Annotated in this window: 19 protein-coding genes and 1 other RNA gene; 7 read left to right on the plus strand and 13 right to left on the minus strand. The window is 64.1% G+C overall.

Annotation, left to right across the window (positions count from 1 at the left end; all coding sequences use genetic code 11):
• Nucleotides 1-2: 2 nt before the first annotated feature.
• Nucleotides 3-710: an arylesterase gene (locus ASS64_RS11690; RefSeq protein ID WP_067695227.1), complete on the plus strand. Its 708-nt coding sequence runs from the start codon at nt 3-5 to the stop codon at nt 708-710.
• On the opposite strand, the gene recF is transcribed toward ASS64_RS11690, so the two are convergent.
• Nucleotides 707-1,789 carry a DNA replication/repair protein RecF gene (gene recF / locus ASS64_RS11695; RefSeq protein ID WP_067694515.1) on the minus strand — a complete coding sequence of 361 codons (1,083 nt, stop codon included), beginning with the start codon at nt 1,787-1,789 and terminating at the stop codon, nt 707-709. The two genes, ASS64_RS11690 and recF, sit on opposite strands and share 4 nt — an antisense overlap.
• Nucleotides 1,790-2,018: 229 nt before the next feature.
• Between recF and ASS64_RS16430 the strand changes: the two genes are divergently transcribed.
• From ASS64_RS16430 to ASS64_RS11700, 3 genes are read left to right on the plus strand one after another with little or no spacing between them, the layout of a single operon-like run.
• Nucleotides 2,019-2,138 carry a recombination protein F gene (locus ASS64_RS16430; RefSeq protein ID WP_083508330.1) on the plus strand — a complete coding sequence of 40 codons (120 nt, stop codon included), beginning with the start codon at nt 2,019-2,021 and terminating at the stop codon, nt 2,136-2,138.
• Between the two features lie 43 nt (nt 2,139-2,181).
• The gene (locus tag ASS64_RS16845) at nt 2,182-2,298 is read left to right on the plus strand and encodes a recombination protein F (RefSeq protein WP_198147703.1); all 117 of its coding nucleotides are present in this window, start codon (nt 2,182-2,184) and stop codon (nt 2,296-2,298) included.
• Nucleotides 2,295-2,516: a PspC domain-containing protein gene (locus ASS64_RS11700; RefSeq protein ID WP_067694518.1), complete on the plus strand. Its 222-nt coding sequence runs from the start codon at nt 2,295-2,297 to the stop codon at nt 2,514-2,516. The genes ASS64_RS16845 and ASS64_RS11700 overlap by 4 nt, the downstream gene beginning before the upstream one ends.
• Nucleotides 2,517-2,615: 99 nt before the next feature.
• Here ASS64_RS11700 and ASS64_RS11705 read toward each other — a convergent pair whose 3' ends face one another.
• The 5 genes from ASS64_RS11705 to ASS64_RS11725 are packed head-to-tail and all read right to left on the minus strand — an operon-like array spanning nt 2,616 to nt 6,112.
• Nucleotides 2,616-3,398, minus strand: coding sequence for an SDR family oxidoreductase (locus tag ASS64_RS11705; RefSeq protein WP_067694521.1), 783 nt, complete (start codon nt 3,396-3,398; stop codon nt 2,616-2,618).
• A complete protein-coding gene (locus ASS64_RS11710) occupies nt 3,395-3,973 on the minus strand; it encodes an NUDIX hydrolase (protein WP_067694525.1) in 579 nt (192 codons plus the stop codon). Before ASS64_RS11710 ends, ASS64_RS11705 begins: the two co-directional genes overlap by 4 nt.
• Nucleotides 3,974-3,984: 11 nt before the next feature.
• Nucleotides 3,985-4,659 carry a TPM domain-containing protein gene (locus ASS64_RS11715; protein WP_067694528.1) on the minus strand — a complete coding sequence of 225 codons (675 nt, stop codon included), beginning with the start codon at nt 4,657-4,659 and terminating at the stop codon, nt 3,985-3,987.
• Nucleotides 4,659-5,477, minus strand: coding sequence for a YgcG family protein (locus ASS64_RS11720; protein ID WP_067694531.1), 819 nt, complete (start codon nt 5,475-5,477; stop codon nt 4,659-4,661). Before ASS64_RS11720 ends, ASS64_RS11715 begins: the two co-directional genes overlap by 1 nt.
• 11 nt (nt 5,478-5,488) lie before the next feature.
• Nucleotides 5,489-6,112 (minus strand): LemA family protein, encoded by a 624-nt coding sequence (locus ASS64_RS11725; RefSeq protein WP_067694534.1) that lies wholly within the window; start codon nt 6,110-6,112, stop codon nt 5,489-5,491.
• A 208-nt stretch (nt 6,113-6,320) separates the two neighbouring features.
• On the opposite strand from ASS64_RS11725, the gene ssrA reads away from it, so the two are divergent.
• Together ssrA and ASS64_RS11735 are read left to right on the plus strand one after the other, a co-directional pair.
• Nucleotides 6,321-6,667: a transfer-messenger RNA gene (gene ssrA / locus ASS64_RS11730) on the plus strand.
• Between the two features lie 362 nt (nt 6,668-7,029).
• Complete coding sequence (locus ASS64_RS11735; protein WP_067694537.1) at nt 7,030-7,710, plus strand: CPBP family intramembrane glutamic endopeptidase; 681 nt, start codon at nt 7,030-7,032, stop codon at nt 7,708-7,710.
• A 3-nt stretch (nt 7,711-7,713) separates the two neighbouring features.
• On the opposite strand, the gene ASS64_RS11740 is transcribed toward ASS64_RS11735, so the two are convergent.
• The 4 genes from ASS64_RS11740 to ASS64_RS11755 form a co-directional block, all read right to left on the minus strand.
• Nucleotides 7,714-7,974, minus strand: a complete 261-nt coding sequence (locus ASS64_RS11740) for a hypothetical protein (RefSeq protein WP_067694540.1) — start codon at nt 7,972-7,974, stop codon at nt 7,714-7,716.
• 144 nt (nt 7,975-8,118) lie between these two features.
• Nucleotides 8,119-9,387 (minus strand): N-succinylarginine dihydrolase, encoded by a 1,269-nt coding sequence (locus tag ASS64_RS11745; protein ID WP_083508332.1) that lies wholly within the window; start codon nt 9,385-9,387, stop codon nt 8,119-8,121.
• Nucleotides 9,369-10,385 (minus strand): arginine N-succinyltransferase, encoded by a 1,017-nt coding sequence (locus ASS64_RS11750; protein ID WP_067694544.1) that lies wholly within the window; start codon nt 10,383-10,385, stop codon nt 9,369-9,371. The genes ASS64_RS11745 and ASS64_RS11750 overlap by 19 nt, the downstream gene beginning before the upstream one ends.
• Nucleotides 10,382-11,590 (minus strand): hydrolase, encoded by a 1,209-nt coding sequence (locus tag ASS64_RS11755; RefSeq protein WP_067694546.1) that lies wholly within the window; start codon nt 11,588-11,590, stop codon nt 10,382-10,384. The genes ASS64_RS11750 and ASS64_RS11755 overlap by 4 nt, the downstream gene beginning before the upstream one ends.
• 131 nt (nt 11,591-11,721) lie before the next feature.
• On the opposite strand from ASS64_RS11755, the gene ASS64_RS11760 reads away from it, so the two are divergent.
• Nucleotides 11,722-13,824, plus strand: coding sequence for a malate synthase G (locus ASS64_RS11760; protein WP_067694549.1), 2,103 nt, complete (start codon nt 11,722-11,724; stop codon nt 13,822-13,824).
• On the opposite strand, the gene rsmA is transcribed toward ASS64_RS11760, so the two are convergent.
• The 3 genes from rsmA to ASS64_RS11775 are packed head-to-tail and all read right to left on the minus strand — an operon-like array spanning nt 13,805 to nt 16,975.
• Nucleotides 13,805-14,638, minus strand: coding sequence for a 16S rRNA (adenine(1518)-N(6)/adenine(1519)-N(6))-dimethyltransferase RsmA (gene rsmA, locus ASS64_RS11765; RefSeq protein ID WP_067694553.1), 834 nt, complete (start codon nt 14,636-14,638; stop codon nt 13,805-13,807). The genes ASS64_RS11760 and rsmA overlap by 20 nt on opposite strands.
• Nucleotides 14,631-15,635 carry a 4-hydroxythreonine-4-phosphate dehydrogenase PdxA gene (gene pdxA / locus ASS64_RS11770; protein WP_067694556.1) on the minus strand — a complete coding sequence of 335 codons (1,005 nt, stop codon included), beginning with the start codon at nt 15,633-15,635 and terminating at the stop codon, nt 14,631-14,633. Before pdxA ends, rsmA begins: the two co-directional genes overlap by 8 nt.
• A gap of 5 nt (nt 15,636-15,640) precedes the next feature.
• Nucleotides 15,641-16,975, minus strand: coding sequence for a peptidylprolyl isomerase (locus ASS64_RS11775; protein ID WP_067694559.1), 1,335 nt, complete (start codon nt 16,973-16,975; stop codon nt 15,641-15,643).
• Between the last annotated feature and the right edge of the window lie 46 nt (nt 16,976-17,021).

Below are 17,021 nucleotides of genomic sequence, written 5' to 3' on the forward strand. Positions count from 1 at the left end.
CGATGCTGCTACGGCATTTGTCGATAATGGTAATCGCTTTCTCGCTGGCTGCCTGCGGCAATTCAGGGGATGTCGCCGAGGCACCGGCTACCGAGATCGACGGGGCCGAAGTAGCCACCATTACCGAGATCGCAGTCGAGGGGCCGGAGCGTCGCATCCTCGCATTCGGCGACAGTCTGTTTGCCGGATACGGTCTGGAGGAGCAGCAGGGGTACCCCGAGCAGCTCGAGGACGCCATGCGGGCGCGGGGCATCAACGCGAGGGTGATCGATGCCGGCGTTTCGGGCGACACGAGCGCTGCGGGGCGCCAGCGCCTCGCATTCACGCTCGATGCACAGGCGGCGAAGCCCGACCTCGTCATTCTCGAGCTGGGCGGCAACGATATGTTGCGCGGGATCCAGCCCGATCAGACCCGCGCCAATTTCGAAGCGATGCTCGAGGAATTGCGCGATCGCGAGATCCCGGTGTTGCTTATGGGCATGCGCTCTCCGCCCAATTACGGCGAGGAGTATCAGCGGCAGTTCGACGCCCTTTATGGCGAACTGGCGCAGGAATACGACGCGGCACTGGTGCCGTTCTGGCTCGAGAGTATCTACGAGGACCAGAGCCTGTTCCTCGACGATCGCATCCACCCGACCGCCGAAGGTATCACCGAGCTGGTCGAGGATACGGTGGACGATGTCGAAGCGGCGCTGCCGCCGGCCGGTTAGGCGCGCTCCACGGCTCCGGCGCTTACACGCCAGACGGCGGCTTCACCCGCTATCGTGCTGAAGGGAGCGGGCTCGGTACCCGTCATCCACACCTGCGATCCGTTCCCGCGCAATTGGTAGAACAAGGCGGCGCGGCGCACGGGATCGAGATGCGCGGCCACTTCGTCGAGCAGTAGCAATCCTGCGCGCCCCTGCGCGGCGAGGCCTGCATGTGCGAGCGTCATCGCCACCAGCATCGCCTTCTGCTCGCCGGTCGAGCTTTGCGCCGCGGGCACGCGCTTGGCGGCATGAACTACCTCGAGCTCGTCGCGATGCGGACCCGACAGCGTCCGCTGTGCGGCCCGGTCGCGCTTGCGATTGTCGTAAAGCGCCTGACTGAGCCCGTCGGCATGGCCGGGCGCGCCCGGGTTGTAGGTGAGGGCGGGACGGGCGAAAGGATCGGCTGGCATTTCCGCAAGCCGCACCGCCAGCGTCTCGACCAAACGTGCACGGCCCTGCATCAACGCCGAGCCATGCTGGACCATCTGCGCCTCGATCGCTTCGAGCCAGGCGCTTTCGGGTTCGCGCATGTCGGAAAGCAGGCGGTTGCGTTCGCGCAAGGCCGCTTCGTAGCGTGCGGCGTGGCTCGCATGTCCCGGATCGAGCGCGAGGGCAAGGCGATCCATATAACGCCGCCGGTCGCCTGCGGGTCCGGTAAACAGCCCGTCCATCGCCGGGGTGAGCCAGGTCACCGCCAGCCATTCGCCAAGACTGGTAGCGCTGCTCTCCGCCCCATTAATGCGCACACGGCGGCGACCGGGATTGGCGCCTTCGGAATAAGTTGCCAGGCGCACGGATTCGTCGTTGTGCTGCGCCAGGCTCGCCCCAATCCCGAAACCCGTCTTGCTCCCGCTGCGGACCATGTCGGCGAGCGCCGCCCGGCGCAGCCCGCGTCCGGGTGCGAGCAGCGAAAGCGCCTCGAGCACGTTGGTCTTTCCCGCGCCGTTTTCGCCCACCAGCAGGTTGAACTGCGCGGTCTCGCCCATCTCGGTCGCGGCGTGGTTGCGGAAGTCGGTCAGGGAGATGCGGTCGAGCGCCATATGATTGACGGGCGATAGCGGGCGCACGCAGCCATCGCTACTTGAAAGGCCATTTTCCAATATTTGGGAAATTTTACCAACCTTTCGGATTGCTGAACGGGTCCCGGCGTAGGTGTTCATAGGAGAATGGCTGATTTCTGCGGTTTTTCGAGTTTGGCACGCCCGTTGCAAAGTATGGGGCAACCCGGATGGTCCGGGGAAAACAAGCCAAGGTTCAAGGAGTTACCAAATGTCCGTCTTCGAAAATGCCAGCAACCGTGCACTCGCCGCCGTCTTCGCTCTCAGCGTCTCGGCAATGTTCATGGCCACAGCCATCGTCCCCGCAAGCCCCGCCGGCCTCATCGCCTGATCGGCCGTCTAACCCACCCCATCAAATCAAAAGGAAAGGAATTATGTTCAACTCGGAAAACGGCAGCAAGCTCTTCGCAGCTGCCTTCTCGCTGGCCATATCGGCGGCCTTCTTCGCCACGGCCATCATCCCCGCCTCGCCGAATGGACTGGTAGCATGAACGATCTCAAATTCCGCGAAAACGACCACGCCGTCCGTCCCACCAAGCGCTTCGCGCTCGACCGCACCGACGGCAAGTTGCTGGGTGTCTGCTCCGGCATCGCCCGCTACTTCGGCATCGACGCCACCTGGGTCCGCCTGGGCTTCGTCGCAGGAACGCTGCTCGGTTTCGGCAGCTTCATCCTGATCTATCTGGCAATCGCGCTGATTGCCGACTGAGCACGGCCACTCGCCAGACCGACCCGGTTTTCATGGGGCGGTCGTGCCCACAAATCGAAGAGAGAACCGGGAGGGGCCTGATCGGCCCCTCTCTTGATTCTACATCGCCGAGATGCCGCCATCGAGCTTAAGCTCGGCACCGGTCATGAAGCGGCTTTCGTCGCTCGCCAGATAGACCACGGCATTGGCGATATCGTTCGGCTCGCCGACAAATTTGAGCGGGATCTGCCGCGCCAGCTTGTCCATGAGCACGCCTTTGTCGAGATTGTGATGCTTGGCCGTCCCGTCGAGAATCGGCGTATCGACGAAGGTCGGGTGCACCGAATTGCAGCGGATCTGCATGTTGTTCTTGGCGCAGTGCAGCGCGATCGACTTCGACAGCATCCATACCGACGCCTTGCTGGCATTATAGGCGGGCATGGTGTCGCTGGCGATCAGCCCGGCGATGCTCGAGATGTTGACGATCGATCCAGGCGCGTGTTCGCGCATCAGCGGCAGCGCCTTCTGGCAGCCGTGGAAAATCGAATCCACATTGATCGCGAAACAGCGCTTCCAGTCGTCGAAATCGCAGGTCTCGATATTGCCCGCGACGCCGATCCCGGCATTGTTGACCAGAACGTTGAGACCACCGAGCTGTTCGCGCGCGGCATCGACCGCGGCTTCCCAGGCGTGCGGGTCGGTGACGTCATGCGCGATCGAAAAGGCAGTGCCATCGCCCAGCGCCTCGTTGATCAGGCTGGCGGTTTCCGCCGCGCCTTCGCCGTTGATGTCGGTACACAGCACCCGCGCGCCCTCTTCGGCCAACCGCGTCGCATGGGCGCGCCCAAGCCCCTGCGCCGCGCCCGTAACCAGTGCCAGCTTGCCTTCGCAACGTCCCGTCATTTTCTCTCTCCCTCCAGCAGATCGACCGATGCGAGCAGCATGGCGATCCGTACATCCACCCCGTGACCCATGGCGCGCCAGCGGGCAACAAATTCCGCAAGCCCGGACCGGGGAATACGATGCACAACGATGTCTTCACTTTCGGTTCCGCCGCCTTCGCCGATTTTGGTCAGGCCATGCGCGCGAAGCAGCGTAAAGCTTTCGCTGACCATGCCGGGCGAGGAGAAGAAACTGCCGAGGTTTTCGAACCGTGCAGCACGGTAGCCGGTTTCTTCTTCCAGCTCGCGACCGGCGGCAACCTCCGCGCTTTCGTCGCTTTGTCCATCATCGTCGCCGATCAGGCCGGCAGGAATTTCGAGGCAGATACGGCCCAAAGGGACGCGGTACTGGCTGACAAGGATGACGTGGTCCTGATCGTCGATCGCGACGATCGCGGCGGCGCGGATACCCCGGGACCGGGATGCATATTCCCACCGTCCCCGCTTTTTCGCGGTAACGAACTTGCCCTGCCACATGACGTCTTCGGGCAGGTCGGCATCCGGATCGCGCCCCGGCTGGGCGATGGGTTCACTCATGGACGCGGCGTCTAGACCTCGATCAGCCTGTCGGGCAACTCGTTCTGGTCGTCCTCTGCGCGCGGGAAATGTTCGGACAGGACCTTGCCGACGTCGCGCACGCCCGCGGCGAGCCCCTCGGCGATGCGGCCTTCCTTGATCTCCGCCAGCATGTCCGCCATCGCCTCGCCCCACACCTCTGCAGGGACCTTTTCGGCGATCGGCTGGTCGGCGACGATCTCGGCGCGGTGTTCGCGCATCGAAAGATAGAGCAGCACCCCGGTGCGGCCGTGCGTGCGGCGTTCCGCGCCGACCTTGAAGTGCTTGATAGCGCGAGCATGTACGCGCGCGGTCTTCACCGGCCCAGGAGTCAAGGCAAAGCGCAGCGGGTCCCAGCTCAGCAGCAGCCAGCCCAGCGCGAAGGCGACGAGCCCCAGGGCGATGGTCATGCTGGCGAGTTCGCCGGTGGTCCATTCATGCATCCATCCGCCGATCAGCGAATCCCACAGATCCATGAAGGGCTGGGGCAGCATCGCGAACAGACTCATCGCCGAAAAGGCAAGCGCAGCCGCCCACACCAGTACGACATCGGAATAGCCGTCGCTGTGGTCGGCGAGCACGGTGACGATCTCGCCGCTGGTGGTGAGTTCAGCCTCGGCTACCGCGTCCGAGACTATCTTGTGATCGGCTTGTGAAAGATAGGCCATTACCACCCCCCGGAGGCGCCACCGCCCCCGAAACTGCCGCCACCGCCGGAGAAACCGCCGAAGCCGCCTCCGCCACCGAAGCCGCCGCCTCCGCCACCCCAATCGTCATCGGTGAGGCCGCGGGCGATCGCCTTGCCGGCTTCCCACAGAATGATGTCGCCTACTACACCGCCCACGCCTCCGCGACGATAGCGCCGCCGCCGCCCGCGGCCGAGCATCGGCAGGACGAAAAAGAAGAAAATGAAGGCGAGCCAGATCAGCGCGCCGATAGGAAAGCCGCCCTCGTTCTCCCGCGCTTCGCTGCGCTCCTGTGCAATGCGTGCGGCTTCTTCGGGTGGCAGTTCCAGCTGGGTTATGATTTGATCCGCACCCCAAGCGATTCCGGCGGAATAGTCGCCATCGCGGAAGTAGGGCTTCATTCCCTCGACATATTCGAAGGCGAGCCCGTCGGGGATGATCCCCTCCAGCCCATAGCCGACCTCGATGCGCATCATGCGCTCATTGGGTGCGACGATGAGCAGGATGCCGTCATCGTTCTCGGCATCGCCCAGCGCCCATTCGCGGCCGAGGCGATAGCCGTAGTCGGAAATCTCGTATCCCTGAAGGTCGGGAATCGTCGCTATGACGAATTGCCGCTGGCTGCGCTCCTCGAAGGCATCGAGTTTCTCGGTCAGTGCCGCCTCGGTCGCCTCGTCGATGATATTGGCCGCATCGACGACCGGTGCGGTGCCGCGCTCGGGGAAGTCCTGCGCGGCGGCGGGCTGGGCAAGACCCAGCACCGCGGCCAGCGGAAAGATCAGACGCGATAGTATGCGCATCGGTGCGCCGCTCAGTTCGCGGCGTCGCTATCCGAACGCATGTCGAGCGTGGGTGCCACTTCCGCACCCTCGGTCACGGCTTCGTAGGGGACCATGGGTTCCGCGCCGTGTATGATGTTGGCGCCGATCGTGTCGGGAAAGGTGCGGATCGTGGTGTTATACTGGCGCACCGCTTCGTTGTAGTCGCGGATGGCAACGCGGATCCGGTTCTCCTGCCCTTCGATCTGGGTCATGAAGCGGCCGAAGTTTTCCTGGCTGCGCAATTCGGGATAGGCTTCGACATTGGCCATCAGCCGCGACAGGGCGCCACCGAAGGTGTTTTGCGCTTCCTGGTACTGCGCCATCTTCTCGGGGTCGCCGAGATCGTCGCCATCGAGTTGGATTTCGGGCCGCGTGGCCGAAGCGCGCGCCTGGATCACCGATTCGAGCGTTTCGCGCTCCTGCTCGGCCGAACTCATCACGATCTGTTCGAGATTGGGCACGAGATTTGCGCGCTGCTGGAAGGCAGCTTCGACATCGGCCCACTTGGCCTTCGCCGTTTCCTCTGCCGCGGGGACCGAGTTGATCCCGCAAGCCGAAAGCGCAAGCGCGGCAGCGGCAACGATAGTGGTGCGAAAAGCAGCCAAGCGGTTCATGGAAAATCCTTCATGTGGTAAACGTGTCTTGCCTAGATAGCACACCTTCGCGTCCATTCAAGATTAACGCGATCCCATGCCACAGGCGCTTCCATGCCATGGGATCGGGGCATCCGAGGGGTAAATGCGTAGGAGCCCTAAAAAACATATTGCCCGGCGGAATCTCCCGGCGTGGATGCCGTCATCGCCCGGGCGATGCTCGCCTTGCTCACTTCACATTAAGCCTTGGATCGCTATATGGGGCTTTGCCGGTTTCGACCGGATATGGCGATAAATTGCGCTGTGTAATAGGTACAACGGACCCGGGGGCAGTACCCGGCGGCTCCACCATAACCCGCGGGATATGCGCGGTTTTTGACGGGGCCGAACTAGGATCGACGTGTGCTGAAAGACAGTGTTTTCGCCCGGGCTGAGTACCCCGTAAAACTGTTCACAACACACAAGTGCCAATGACAATGAAGCACTCGCTCTCGCTGCGTAACCTGATGGCCTAACGGCCTGATCTTACAAAGCTAAAGCGCGGTTGGACCCACCGGGCAACAGAAGCGGATTCCGGGGGCCCGGGGCGGGCCTAGCAACAGAACCGCCCCACCTTCGCTAGATTGAGAGAGCCGAGTTCGCCATGGCGCGAGGGTTCTCGCCCCTGCATCTGAGTCCGGGGCAGTTAGCAACAGAATCCCCCCCTTACTCCATTTGAGCGCAATCATCGTTGTGAAGGCGCTACGGTCCTCCTCCCGAGAATGGCGGCGGATCTAAGGGCCAGCCCATCGTGCGGTTTTGCGATCTGCCGATTCGCTCGTCTGCCGCTATCGCCCCCTAAGCGGGTTTCGGCGAGCGAGATTTGCCATTGGTCGACCCCAGTTTGCGCCGCGGCCATTTCTTGCGAGGTCCCATGTGAGAGTAAAAAAGGGGGGCGCATGGACGCAGAAACCAATCAATCGAGACAATCTGCGCTGGGCGATCTGGCCCTGGTTGTCGGTACGCTCGTGGCAGTCAAGCAGAGCGTGCTACCGTTTACTATCGTTTACGCCGGGCCGGTCTCGACCTTCTCGGCGATGATCGTAGCGACTTTCCTGCTTTACAGGCGCGGGTTGAGCTGGGCCGATCTCGGCTTGCGCAAACCCGATAGCTGGTGGCGGACGCTGGGCCTGTGTGTCGTGGTCTTTCTCGCATTCGTCGGCGCAGCCGCCGGTTTCGGCGCCATTGCGGACGTTTTCTTCGAGGATGTCGGTGCGAGCGGGCGGTTCGACTTCGTGAAGGGAAACCTGCCCGGCTATCTGCTGATCATGGCACTGGTCTGGACGCATGGCTCATTCTTCGAGGAACTGCTGTTTCGCGCTTTCGTGATAACGAAAGCGAGCACGGTCCTGGGCGGCGAAAGGGGCGCGACACTGGTGGCGGTGCTGCTGGCTGCCGTATTTTTCGGCTACCGCCACTATTACTATCAGGGAATGCATGGCGCCCTGGTGACCGGCGGCATCGGGCTGGTCTTCGGGTTGATCTACATCTGGTTCGGCAAGCGCAACATCTGGCCGCTGGTACTGGTGCACGGGCTGGTCAATTCGATCAGCCAGACGCAACGTTTCCTGGGTGCATAGGAACTAGGGGGCAGGATCGACGGGCACTTCGCCCGCATCCCGCTGCCGCGCCTCGCGTTCGTAGCGCAGCGCGTCGAGGATCTTGGCGCCGCCGAGAAATACCGCACCACCCGTCGCGCCGAACAGCAGATATCCGCCCACGCCGGGATACTCGACCGTATAATGCGCGCCGCGCGTCATCGCGCCCAGGGCGAGGGCGAAGATGATCAGATACGCTTCGACCCGCGTCTTGATCACGAACAGCCGTTTCATCCTGGTCAGCACGTTGGGGTCGGTCTCCCTTGTTAACCTGCGGACTGCAATACCCGTGCCAGCGACGGATTTACCGGCGCTCCGATGGTTAATTTCCGATGCACTGTAAGAGCGCCCGACACACCGGTCCAGCGCGTTAACTTCGGGCAGCCCGGATCAGGCGAGTTCGTCCAGCGACAAGACGGAAAGCAGCGCTTCGCGCGCTTCGATCACGGTCTTCGCAAGATTTTCCGAGCCGAGATCCTGCGGCTCGATTCGCTCGGGCCACATCTGGGCGATTACAGCCTCGATTCGGTCCGCCTTAGCTTCGTCAAGGAGGAATCGCGGGTCCACTGTGGCTGGATCGGCGACCACCCGCAGTCGCAGACAGGCGGGGCCGCCGCCATTGGCCATCGACTGACGCACATCGACCGGGATCACTTGCCGGATCGGCCCATCCGAAGCGAGCATGTGCTCGCACCATTCCCAAACGCTGGCACTTTCCCGGCATTCGCTCGGTACGACCAGCGCCATTTCACCGTTCGGCAACGTCAGCAGTTGCGCGTTGAAGAGATAGGTCCTGATCGCCTCCCCGAGGCTGACCGCGCTGTCCGGGACTTCGACGACTTGCAGCTTGGGGAAGACGGCGAGGATCGCTTCATAGGCATCTTCGCGGTCGGCAAAGGCGCGCTCATGGGTGAACAGCACGGTCTCGTTCGCCACTGCCACGACGTCGTTGTGAAACGCGCCCGCCTCGATCGCCGCCGGATTCTGTTCGATGAACACGCACCGGGCGGGGTCGAGGCCATGCAACCGGGCAACCGCGCGACTGGCCTGTTCGTGCTGGCGCGCCGGAAAGCGCCCTCCCGGCCGGCCGTAGACGAACACTTCGACACCCGGAGAGCCATGGCCCTCGCAAAACCGCATGTGATTGGCCGCGCCCTCGTCGCCGAAGCTGGGCGGCACCGCATCGTGCACTTCGAAGTGCTGTTCGTCTCCGAAGGCGATCTTCAATTGCGCCTGCGTTTCGCGCCATTCCTGCCCCCGGTGAAGCATGGTGACGAGGTTGGCGGGTGTCAGATGGCAGCGCCCGTCGGCGGTGTCTGGCGCCGGACTGACCGTGGCGGCATTGGCGGTCCACATCGAACTGGCCGACCAGGCCGCCGCCAGCAGGGCGCGATCGGTAAACTCGTCGACCGCAAGAGAGCGCAGCAAATCGTTGTTCGGGCGCCGTAGCGGCAGCAGGAAGCCCTGCGCGAGCCCGCGCTGCATGTTGCCGCGCATCTTCGCGACGCCCTGCAGCGCTGCCGCGCGAGGATAAGAGGTATCGCCCTTGTGACTCGCGCTGGCGACATTGCCGAGGCTTAGGCCGGCATAATTGTGGCTCGGCCCGACGATTCCGTCGAAATTGATCTCGGCCAGCCCGCTCATCTCGCCACGCTCCATACCTCGTCGCCCTCGTCTACCTCGAGCACTTTGGCGCAAGCCGCGTCGATGGCGATCGTCCCGTCCTCGGAGATTTCGCGCATGCCGAAGGCGCTTCGAAACGTGCCGAGCGTGCCGGTGGCGATAAGCGCGCGTTCGCCGATATCGAGATCGGTTGCCGAGACGCGGCCGGGTACCGAATTGGCGATGCTCTTCACATTGTCCGTCCGCGCCGTCATGGTCGGGCCACCGTCGAAGATGTCGACATACCCTTCATGCGCGAAGCCCTCGTTTTCGAGCATGCGCATGGCTGCACGGCCGCTGGGATGCGGTACGCCGATGACCTTCTTGGCTTCGTCGTCGAGCATGGCGACATAGACGGGGTGTTTGGGCATCAGGTCGGCGATGAACTGGTTGCCGTTGATGGCATTGAAATAGTCGGCTTCCTGGAAGGTCATGCCGAAAAATCGGCCGGCAACGCCGTCCCAGAAAGGCGAACCACCGCGATCGTCGATCACTCCGCGCAATTCGGCAATGATGCGGTCCGCAAAGCGGTGGCGATGCATGGCTACGAAGAGATAGCGGCTGCGGGCGAGCAGCAGGCCGAGCCCGCCCGCGCGCTCTCCCGGGTGGAGAAACAGCCCGCCGACTTCCGAAGAGCCTTCGAGGTCGGTAACAAGGCTGAGCAGCTCGGCGCGCACCGTGCGGTCGAGTTCCTGGCTGTGCTGCGTCAGCGTGTTCAGGCGGTAGCTGTAGAAGGGCCATTGCTGGCCGACCTGGCTGAACAGCTGGCAGGTGCCGCGCACCTGACCGCTCTCGGTATTCTCGAGCACGAGGGTGAACTGGTCATCGCCCAATTCGTCGTCGGTACGCGAGAAGGCTTCCTCGGCGCGCTCGAGCTTCTTGGTCAGCGCGGCGCGGTCGGCAGGCAGGTTGGTAAATCCGCCGCCGGTGAGCTTGGCCATTTCGTAAAGATGTTCGAGATCGCTGATATGCGCGGCGCGCAGGCGAAAGGTCACAAATGGTCTCCGGTGGATAGCTTCGCGAGGACCAGCGCGGACAGCGCGGCGCGTTCCCTGAGCGAAGGTACGATCATGAATTCGTTGGGCGAATGGATGGCCCCGCCGCGCACGCCCATCGTGTCGACCACGGGCACGCCGGTGGCAGCGATATTGTTGCCGTCGCACACGCCTCCGGTGGATTTCCAGCCGATCTGCTGGCCCAGCTCGGCGCCGCAGGCCTTGACGAGGTCGAACAGGCGCTGCGCCTTCGCATCGACCGGCTTGGGCGGGCGCGTGACGCCCCCGTGGCGGTGGATATCAACCTCGTGTTCCGCCTTGATCGCGGCGAGGATCGTATCGAGTTCGCCGTCGAAGCGGTCCATCGCATCGGTCGACTTGGGGCGAATGTTGAAGCGCAGGATAGCAAGGTCGGGCACGACATTGTTCGCGCTGCCGCCTTCGATCTTCGCAGGATTGACGGTGATGTCGTCGGTCTCGAGCGCCTTGATCCGCAACACGAGGTCGCTGGCAGCGACGATTGCGTTGCGCCCGTCATGCGGATTGCGCCCGGCATGGGCGGACTTGCCGGTAAAGGTGATCGAGTAATTACCCGTGCCGCCGCGCGCATGGGCGAGCGTGCCGTCGGGCAGGGCGCTTGGTTCGTAGGTCAGCGCGGCATATTTTCCGCGCGCCAGCTCTTCGATCAGGCCCCGGCTGGCGAGGCTGCCGGTTTCCTCGTCCGAATTGATCATCACGTCGTAGCCGACGCGATCCGAACCCTCGATCGTCTCGAAGGTCTTGAGCGCGTGGAGGATCACGTTCAGCCCGCCCTTCATGTCGGCGGTGCCGGGGCCGTTTACGGTCTCTTCGTCGAGCCAGACAGTCTCCTGGAACGGGTGATCGACGGGGAAGACCGTATCCATGTGGCCGGTCAGCACGAATCGGCGCTCGGCATCGGGACGCACGCGCAGCACCAAGTGCTGGCCGTGCGGTTTTTCGTACTCGCGACCTTCGGAGGAAATCGCGGTGACCGTGGCCGGGTCGACCAGTTCGACCTCTCCCGGAAGCGCGCTGAAGGCATCCGCCAGCACGCTCGCCATACGCGCCAACCCCTCGATATTGGCGGTGCCGGTGTTGATCGCCGCCCATTCCTGGACCTCTCGCAGCATTCGTTCGGCATCGATCGCTTCGAGAAGCGCTTGCGGGGCGGTATCCGGTTTCATGTGCAACGTCCTTAGTCCTGCTCGGGCCCGAGTCCACCCCGCGCCTTGCATTGATCAACCGCTGACGGCATAGACCGTGCCGCTCCTCCCCGGGTTCGACATTGCCACGATTGCACAATCCGAGGAGTTCCATGACCCAATATGTGACGCGCGCCGGGATTGAAGCAGACCCCAAGCTTGCCGCCTTCATCGAAAGCGAAGTGCTTGGTCCGTTGGGCCGTGATGTCGATGAATTCTGGCAGGGTCTCGCGACGCTGCTGGGCGAGTTCGCGCCGCGCAACGCTGCGCTGCTCGCAAAGCGCGAGGAGCTGCAGGCGAAGATCGACGCGTGGCATAGCGAGCGCGCGGGACGGGCGATCGACCAGGGCGAATATCAGGCTTTCCTGCGCGAGATCGGCTATCTCGTTCCCGAACCTGGCGACTTCACCATAGGCACCGAGAACGTCGATCCCGAGATTGCCACCATGGCCGGCCCGCAGCTGGTGGTGCCGATCCTCAACGCGCGTTTCCTGCTCAACGCCGCCAATGCGCGCTGGGGCAGCCTCTACGACGCGCTCTATGGAACCGATGCGCTCGATGCGCCGCCGGCACGGCCCGGAGGCTATGACGAGGAACGCGGCGCAGCCGTGGTCGCGGAGGCAAAGCGGTTCATGGACGAGGCCATTCCGCTGGCGGATGGCAAAAGCTGGGCCGACCTTTCCAATGTCAAGGAAAACGGCATCCCGCTCGCCGATGCGGCGCAATGCGTAGGTTGGAACGAGGGCTCGTGCTTTTTCAAGCACAATGGCCTGCACATCGAAGTGGTCTTCGACGCCGAGCATCCGGTGGGCAAAACCGATCCCGCGAACATCGCCGACATCATCCTCGAATCCGCGCTGACCACCATTGCCGATTGTGAGGATTCGGTCGCGGCGGTGGATGCCGAGGACAAACTGCTCGCCTACACCAACTGGCTCGGCGTGATCCGCGGCGACCTTGAAGAGAGTTTCGAGAAGGGCGGCAAGACGCTCACCCGAAAGCTTGCGGTCGACAAGACCTTCGCCGATGCCGACGGTACCGAGCACACGCTGCCCGCCCGCAGCCTGATGTTCGTGCGCAATGTCGGGCATCTGATGACCAATCCGGCGATGCGCTGGGACGGCGAGGAAATCCCCGAGGGTATTCTCGACGCCGTGGTGACATCGGCCATCGGCGCGCAGGACGTGGCGGGGCTGGGCCGGTATGGCAACAGCCGGAAGGGCAGCATCTACATCGTGAAGCCCAAGATGCACGGGCCGGAAGAATGCGCTTTCACCAACGACCTGTTCGACGCAGTCGAGGATTTGCTGGGGCTGCCGCGCCACACGATCAAGGTCGGCGTGATGGACGAGGAGCGCCGTACCAGCGCGAACCTTGCGGCATGTATCCACGCGGTGAAGGACCGGATCGTCTTCATCAACACCGGCTTCCTCGACCGAACGGGCGATGAAATCCACACCTCGATGCGAGCGGGTCCGATGATGCGCAAGGGCGAGATGAAGAACTCCGCCTGGCTCAAGGCCTACGAGGCCCGCAATGTCGGCATCGGCCTTGCACATGGCCTTTCGGGCCGCGCGCAGATCGGCAAGGGCATGTGGGCCGCACCCGATCTCATGGGCCAGATGATGATCGAGAAGATCGGTCATCTGCGCGCGGGCGCCAACACCGCCTGGGTGCCGAGCCCGACCGCCGCGACGCTGCACGCGATCCATTACCACCGCGAAGACGTGTTCGAGATCCAGAAGGGCCTGCCCGATGCGGCGGGCCTGGACGAACTGCTCACGATCCCTCTCGCCGACGGGGTGAACTGGTCGGAAGACGAGATCCGCGAGGAATTGGACAACAACTGCCAGGGCCTGCTCGGCTATGTCGTACGCTGGATCGACCAGGGCGTCGGCTGTTCCAAGGTACCCGACATCAACGACGTCGGCCTGATGGAAGACCGCGCAACTCTGCGCATCTCCAGCCAGCACATCGCCAATTGGCTGCTGCACGGTGTGATCTCGGAAGAGCAGGTGATGGACAGTCTGCGCCGCATGGCTGCCAAGGTGGACGAGCAGAATGCGGGCGATCCATTCTACGAGCCGCTGCTGCAGAATGAAGACGGCGCCGCCTTCAGCGCAGCGAAGGACCTCATCTTCAAGGGAGTGGAGCAGCCCAGCGGCTACACCGAACCGCTGCTGCATGCCTGGCGGCTCAGGAGGAAGGCCGGGTAAGCACTCGCGCGAGATTCGCGAATTCGGTCACCGTCACGGTCTCGGCCCGCCGCTGCGGGTCGATCCCGACCACCTCAAGCGCATCGACCGCGCCGGGCACGCCCTTCAGGCTCTGGCGGAGCATCTTGCGGCGCTGGCCGAAAGCCGCCTCGGTGAGGCGTTCGAGCATGCGGGCGCTGACGCCTGCCGGCATCGCGTCCGGCTCGACATGGACGATGGCGCTCATCACCTTGGGCGGCGGCGTGAAGGCGCTGCGGTGGACTTTCATCGCCAGCTTCGCCTGCGCGCGCCATTGGGCGAGAACCGCGAGCCTGCCATAGGCCGAGGTGCCCGGCTGCGCGACGATGCGCTGCGCGACTTCCTGCTGGAACATCAGCGTCAGGCTGGTCCAGAGCGGCGGCCAGGCCTCGCCGCCCAGCCAGCGCACGAACAGTGCGGTTCCGACATTATAGGGCAGGTTGGACAAGACCGCGAAGGGCTCGCCCCCCATCAGCCCGGCATGGTCGAGTTTGAGCGCATCGCCTTCGACGACCCGAAGCTGCCCGGGGAAAGCTTCGCCGAGCTCTGCCAGGGCCGGTAGGCAGCGCTTGTCCATCTCGATCGCCGTTACCCGCGCGCCGGCGCGAAGCAGCGCGCGCGTCAGGCCGCCCGGGCCCGGGCCGACCTCGAGCACCTGCCTGCCCGCAAGGTCTCCCGGGATCGCGGCGATGCGCTCGAGAAGCTGTTCGTCGAACAGGAAATTCTGGCCCAGGGCCTTCGATGCACTCAATCCGTGGCGCGCGATGACCTCGCGCAGCGGAGGCAGGTCAGCCATGCTCGGCCCGCCGCTTCGCCATCTCGCCAGCCATCTTGAGGGCCGCGATCATTGCGCCCGGATCGGCCACGGCCTTGCCTGCAATGTCGAAGGCGGTGCCGTGGTCGGGACTGGTGCGCACGATGGGCAGGCCAAGCGTGACGTTCACACCCTCGTCGAAGTCGAGCGCTTTGAGCGGCACCAGCGCCTGATCGTGATACATTGCCAGCGCTGCATCATAAGTCCGGCGCGCACGCGGTGTGAACAACGCATCGGCGGGATGGGGGCCGGTGATGCTCAGGCCCTCGCCGCGCAAGGTCTCGATTGCGGGTTCGATGATCCGCGCTTCTTCATCGCCGAAACGGCCGCCTTCGCCGGCATGCGGATTGAGCCCGCACACCGCCAGACGCGGCGCGGCGATGCCGAAATCGCGGGCGAGCGCCCGCGCGACGATGCGCGCGCGACGCTCGATCAGATCTTGCGAGAGCCGCGTCGGGACGTCGGCCAGCGCGCAATGCACGGTGAGCGGTACGGCGCGCAGGCTGGGCCCGGCAAGCATCATGACCGCGTCTTCGCGCTCCAGCCCGCAGACATCGGCAAGGAACTCGGTCTGGCCGGGATGCTCGAAGCCCACCCGGGCGAGCCGGGCCTTGGCGATCGGTGCGGTCACGACGGCAGCGGCCGAGCCTAGCAGCGCGTGGCGGGTCGCCTCGGCCAGCGAATGCAACGCGAGCGCGGCGCCGTGATCGTCCGGCGCTCCGAACGTCGCCCCGTGTTCCTCCGCTCCCAGCACAGGCAGCGCCGTCTCGAACATTGCGCACGCGTCCGACAGGTCGGCTATCCGTTCGACCGGGATATCCAGTCCGCGCGAGTGGGCGGCCCGCGCGATCACATCAACGCCGCCGCTTACGAAGAAAGGCGTCAGTCCGGCTTCGCGGCGGCGCGCCCAGCCTTCGGCGATGATTTCGGGCCCGATCCCCGCCGGATCGCCAAGCGAGACGGCGAGGGGGGCGATCATCCGGCTCAGTTGTATTCGATGAAGGCGTCGTTGCGCAGGTCGCGCAGATAGCGCTGCGCGCGCTTCTGGACGCGTTCATCTTCGAGCTGACCCATCAACTGGTCGAAATCGGGACCTGCGGCGACTTGCGGATCGTCGCGTCCGCACAGCATCAGCACCCGCACGCCCTCTTCGAACGAGCCGAAGGGGGGCGTCGACTGGCCGACCTGCAACTGCAGGATGATGTTCTGCAGCTGGTCGGGTAGCGAACGCACGCGAATCTGGTCGTTGGTGACCACACTTGCCCCCAGCGCCGCCGCTGCGTTGTCGGCATCGCCGCAGCCGCGAATGGCGCGCACGCCCTCGGTGAAGGCAGCCACGCGTTGCTGCGCCGCTTCCGGCGTGGTGCCGGGATCGAATGTGATCTGGATCTGCTTCAGGCTCAGCAGCGCATCGCGCGGATCGGCCATCAACACTTGACGCTTGTCGATCAGATAGAGGATCGAAAAACCGCCCGGGATGCGGATCGGGCCGACCAGCTGGCCGGGGCTCATCTCGCTTGCGACCGCTTCGAGCTGCGCGTTCTTGAGCTGCGCGAGCTGGATCCAGCCCAGATCGCCGCCCACCGCGGCCGTCGATGCTTCCGAAAACTGGCGCGCATAGGCGACGAAGCTACCGCCCTGACGAAGCTGCTCGACGATCTGGTTGGCATTGGCCTCAACCGCGGCTTCGGTTTCGGGCGTGGCCGACAGGTAGATTTCGCCGAGGCGGTATTCTTCGGTCCCGCGCGAAGCCTCGAGTCGCTCGATGAGCTCGTTCACTTCCTCGGCAGAGACGTTGACGAAGGGTGCGATATTGCGGCGGAGCAGCCTGTTCCAGGCAAGCTCGCCTTTGATCTGGCGCTTGAGCGTTGCGGGCGAAGACCCGATCGAGCGCAGATACTCGTCCATCGCTTCGGGGCGCTGTTCGAAATTCTGAGCGGCCACGCCGGCATAGGTCTGGTCGATCTCGGCCTGGGCGACTTCGAGCTCCTGCGCCTCGGCGGCCTGGATCTGCAGCGTTTCATCGATGAGGTTGCGCAGTACCTGCATCCGGACGCGGATCATCTCTTCCTCGCTGACGGGACGCTGGTTGGCCGCGAGCAGGAGGGCGACGCGATGATCCACGTCGGTTTCGGTAATCACGAAGCCATTGACTACGGCCGTCGCCACGCGGCGATTGGGATCGGTATCGCGCAACATGCTCAGGTCGCTCGGCAGGCCGAGCAGATTGCCCTGCGCAGTGGCCTGCTGCGCCTGCCCGGCAATGGGTGCAGCGGCGAGTCCGGTCGCAGCGGCAAGGGAAAGCAGTCGGGAAAACATCTTTGCAGTCACGTGTCGAACCTGTCTTGCGGCATCGCCGGGATGC

It is taken from the genome of Erythrobacter sp. AP23 (assembly GCF_001542855.1).
Taxonomy (GTDB): domain Bacteria; phylum Pseudomonadota; class Alphaproteobacteria; order Sphingomonadales; family Sphingomonadaceae; genus Qipengyuania.

Bases quoted from the DNA above. Each gene is read 5' to 3' on its own strand.
- ASS64_RS11690 (WP_067695227.1), top strand. From the start codon at position 3: ATGCTGCTACGGCATTTGTCGATAATGGTAATCGCTTTCTCGCTGGCT.
- recF (WP_067694515.1), bottom strand. From the start codon at position 1,789: ATGGCGCTCGACCGCATCTCCCTGACCGACTTCCGCAACCACGCCGCG.
- ASS64_RS16430 (WP_083508330.1), top strand. From the start codon at position 2,019: ATGTCCGTCTTCGAAAATGCCAGCAACCGTGCACTCGCCGCCGTCTTC.
- ASS64_RS16845 (WP_198147703.1), top strand. From the start codon at position 2,182: ATGTTCAACTCGGAAAACGGCAGCAAGCTCTTCGCAGCTGCCTTCTCG.
- ASS64_RS11700 (WP_067694518.1), top strand. From the start codon at position 2,295: ATGAACGATCTCAAATTCCGCGAAAACGACCACGCCGTCCGTCCCACC.
- ASS64_RS11705 (WP_067694521.1), bottom strand. From the start codon at position 3,398: ATGACGGGACGTTGCGAAGGCAAGCTGGCACTGGTTACGGGCGCGGCG.
- ASS64_RS11710 (WP_067694525.1), bottom strand. From the start codon at position 3,973: ATGAGTGAACCCATCGCCCAGCCGGGGCGCGATCCGGATGCCGACCTG.
- ASS64_RS11715 (WP_067694528.1), bottom strand. From the start codon at position 4,659: ATGGCCTATCTTTCACAAGCCGATCACAAGATAGTCTCGGACGCGGTA.
- ASS64_RS11720 (WP_067694531.1), bottom strand. From the start codon at position 5,477: ATGCGCATACTATCGCGTCTGATCTTTCCGCTGGCCGCGGTGCTGGGT.
- ASS64_RS11725 (WP_067694534.1), bottom strand. From the start codon at position 6,112: ATGAACCGCTTGGCTGCTTTTCGCACCACTATCGTTGCCGCTGCCGCG.
- ASS64_RS11735 (WP_067694537.1), top strand. From the start codon at position 7,030: ATGGACGCAGAAACCAATCAATCGAGACAATCTGCGCTGGGCGATCTG.
- ASS64_RS11745 (WP_083508332.1), bottom strand. From the start codon at position 9,387: ATGGAGCGTGGCGAGATGAGCGGGCTGGCCGAGATCAATTTCGACGGA.
- ASS64_RS11755 (WP_067694546.1), bottom strand. From the start codon at position 11,590: ATGAAACCGGATACCGCCCCGCAAGCGCTTCTCGAAGCGATCGATGCC.
- ASS64_RS11760 (WP_067694549.1), top strand. From the start codon at position 11,722: ATGACCCAATATGTGACGCGCGCCGGGATTGAAGCAGACCCCAAGCTT.
- rsmA (WP_067694553.1), bottom strand. From the start codon at position 14,638: ATGGCTGACCTGCCTCCGCTGCGCGAGGTCATCGCGCGCCACGGATTG.
- pdxA (WP_067694556.1), bottom strand. From the start codon at position 15,635: ATGATCGCCCCCCTCGCCGTCTCGCTTGGCGATCCGGCGGGGATCGGG.
- ASS64_RS11775 (WP_067694559.1), bottom strand. From the start codon at position 16,975: ATGTTTTCCCGACTGCTTTCCCTTGCCGCTGCGACCGGACTCGCCGCT.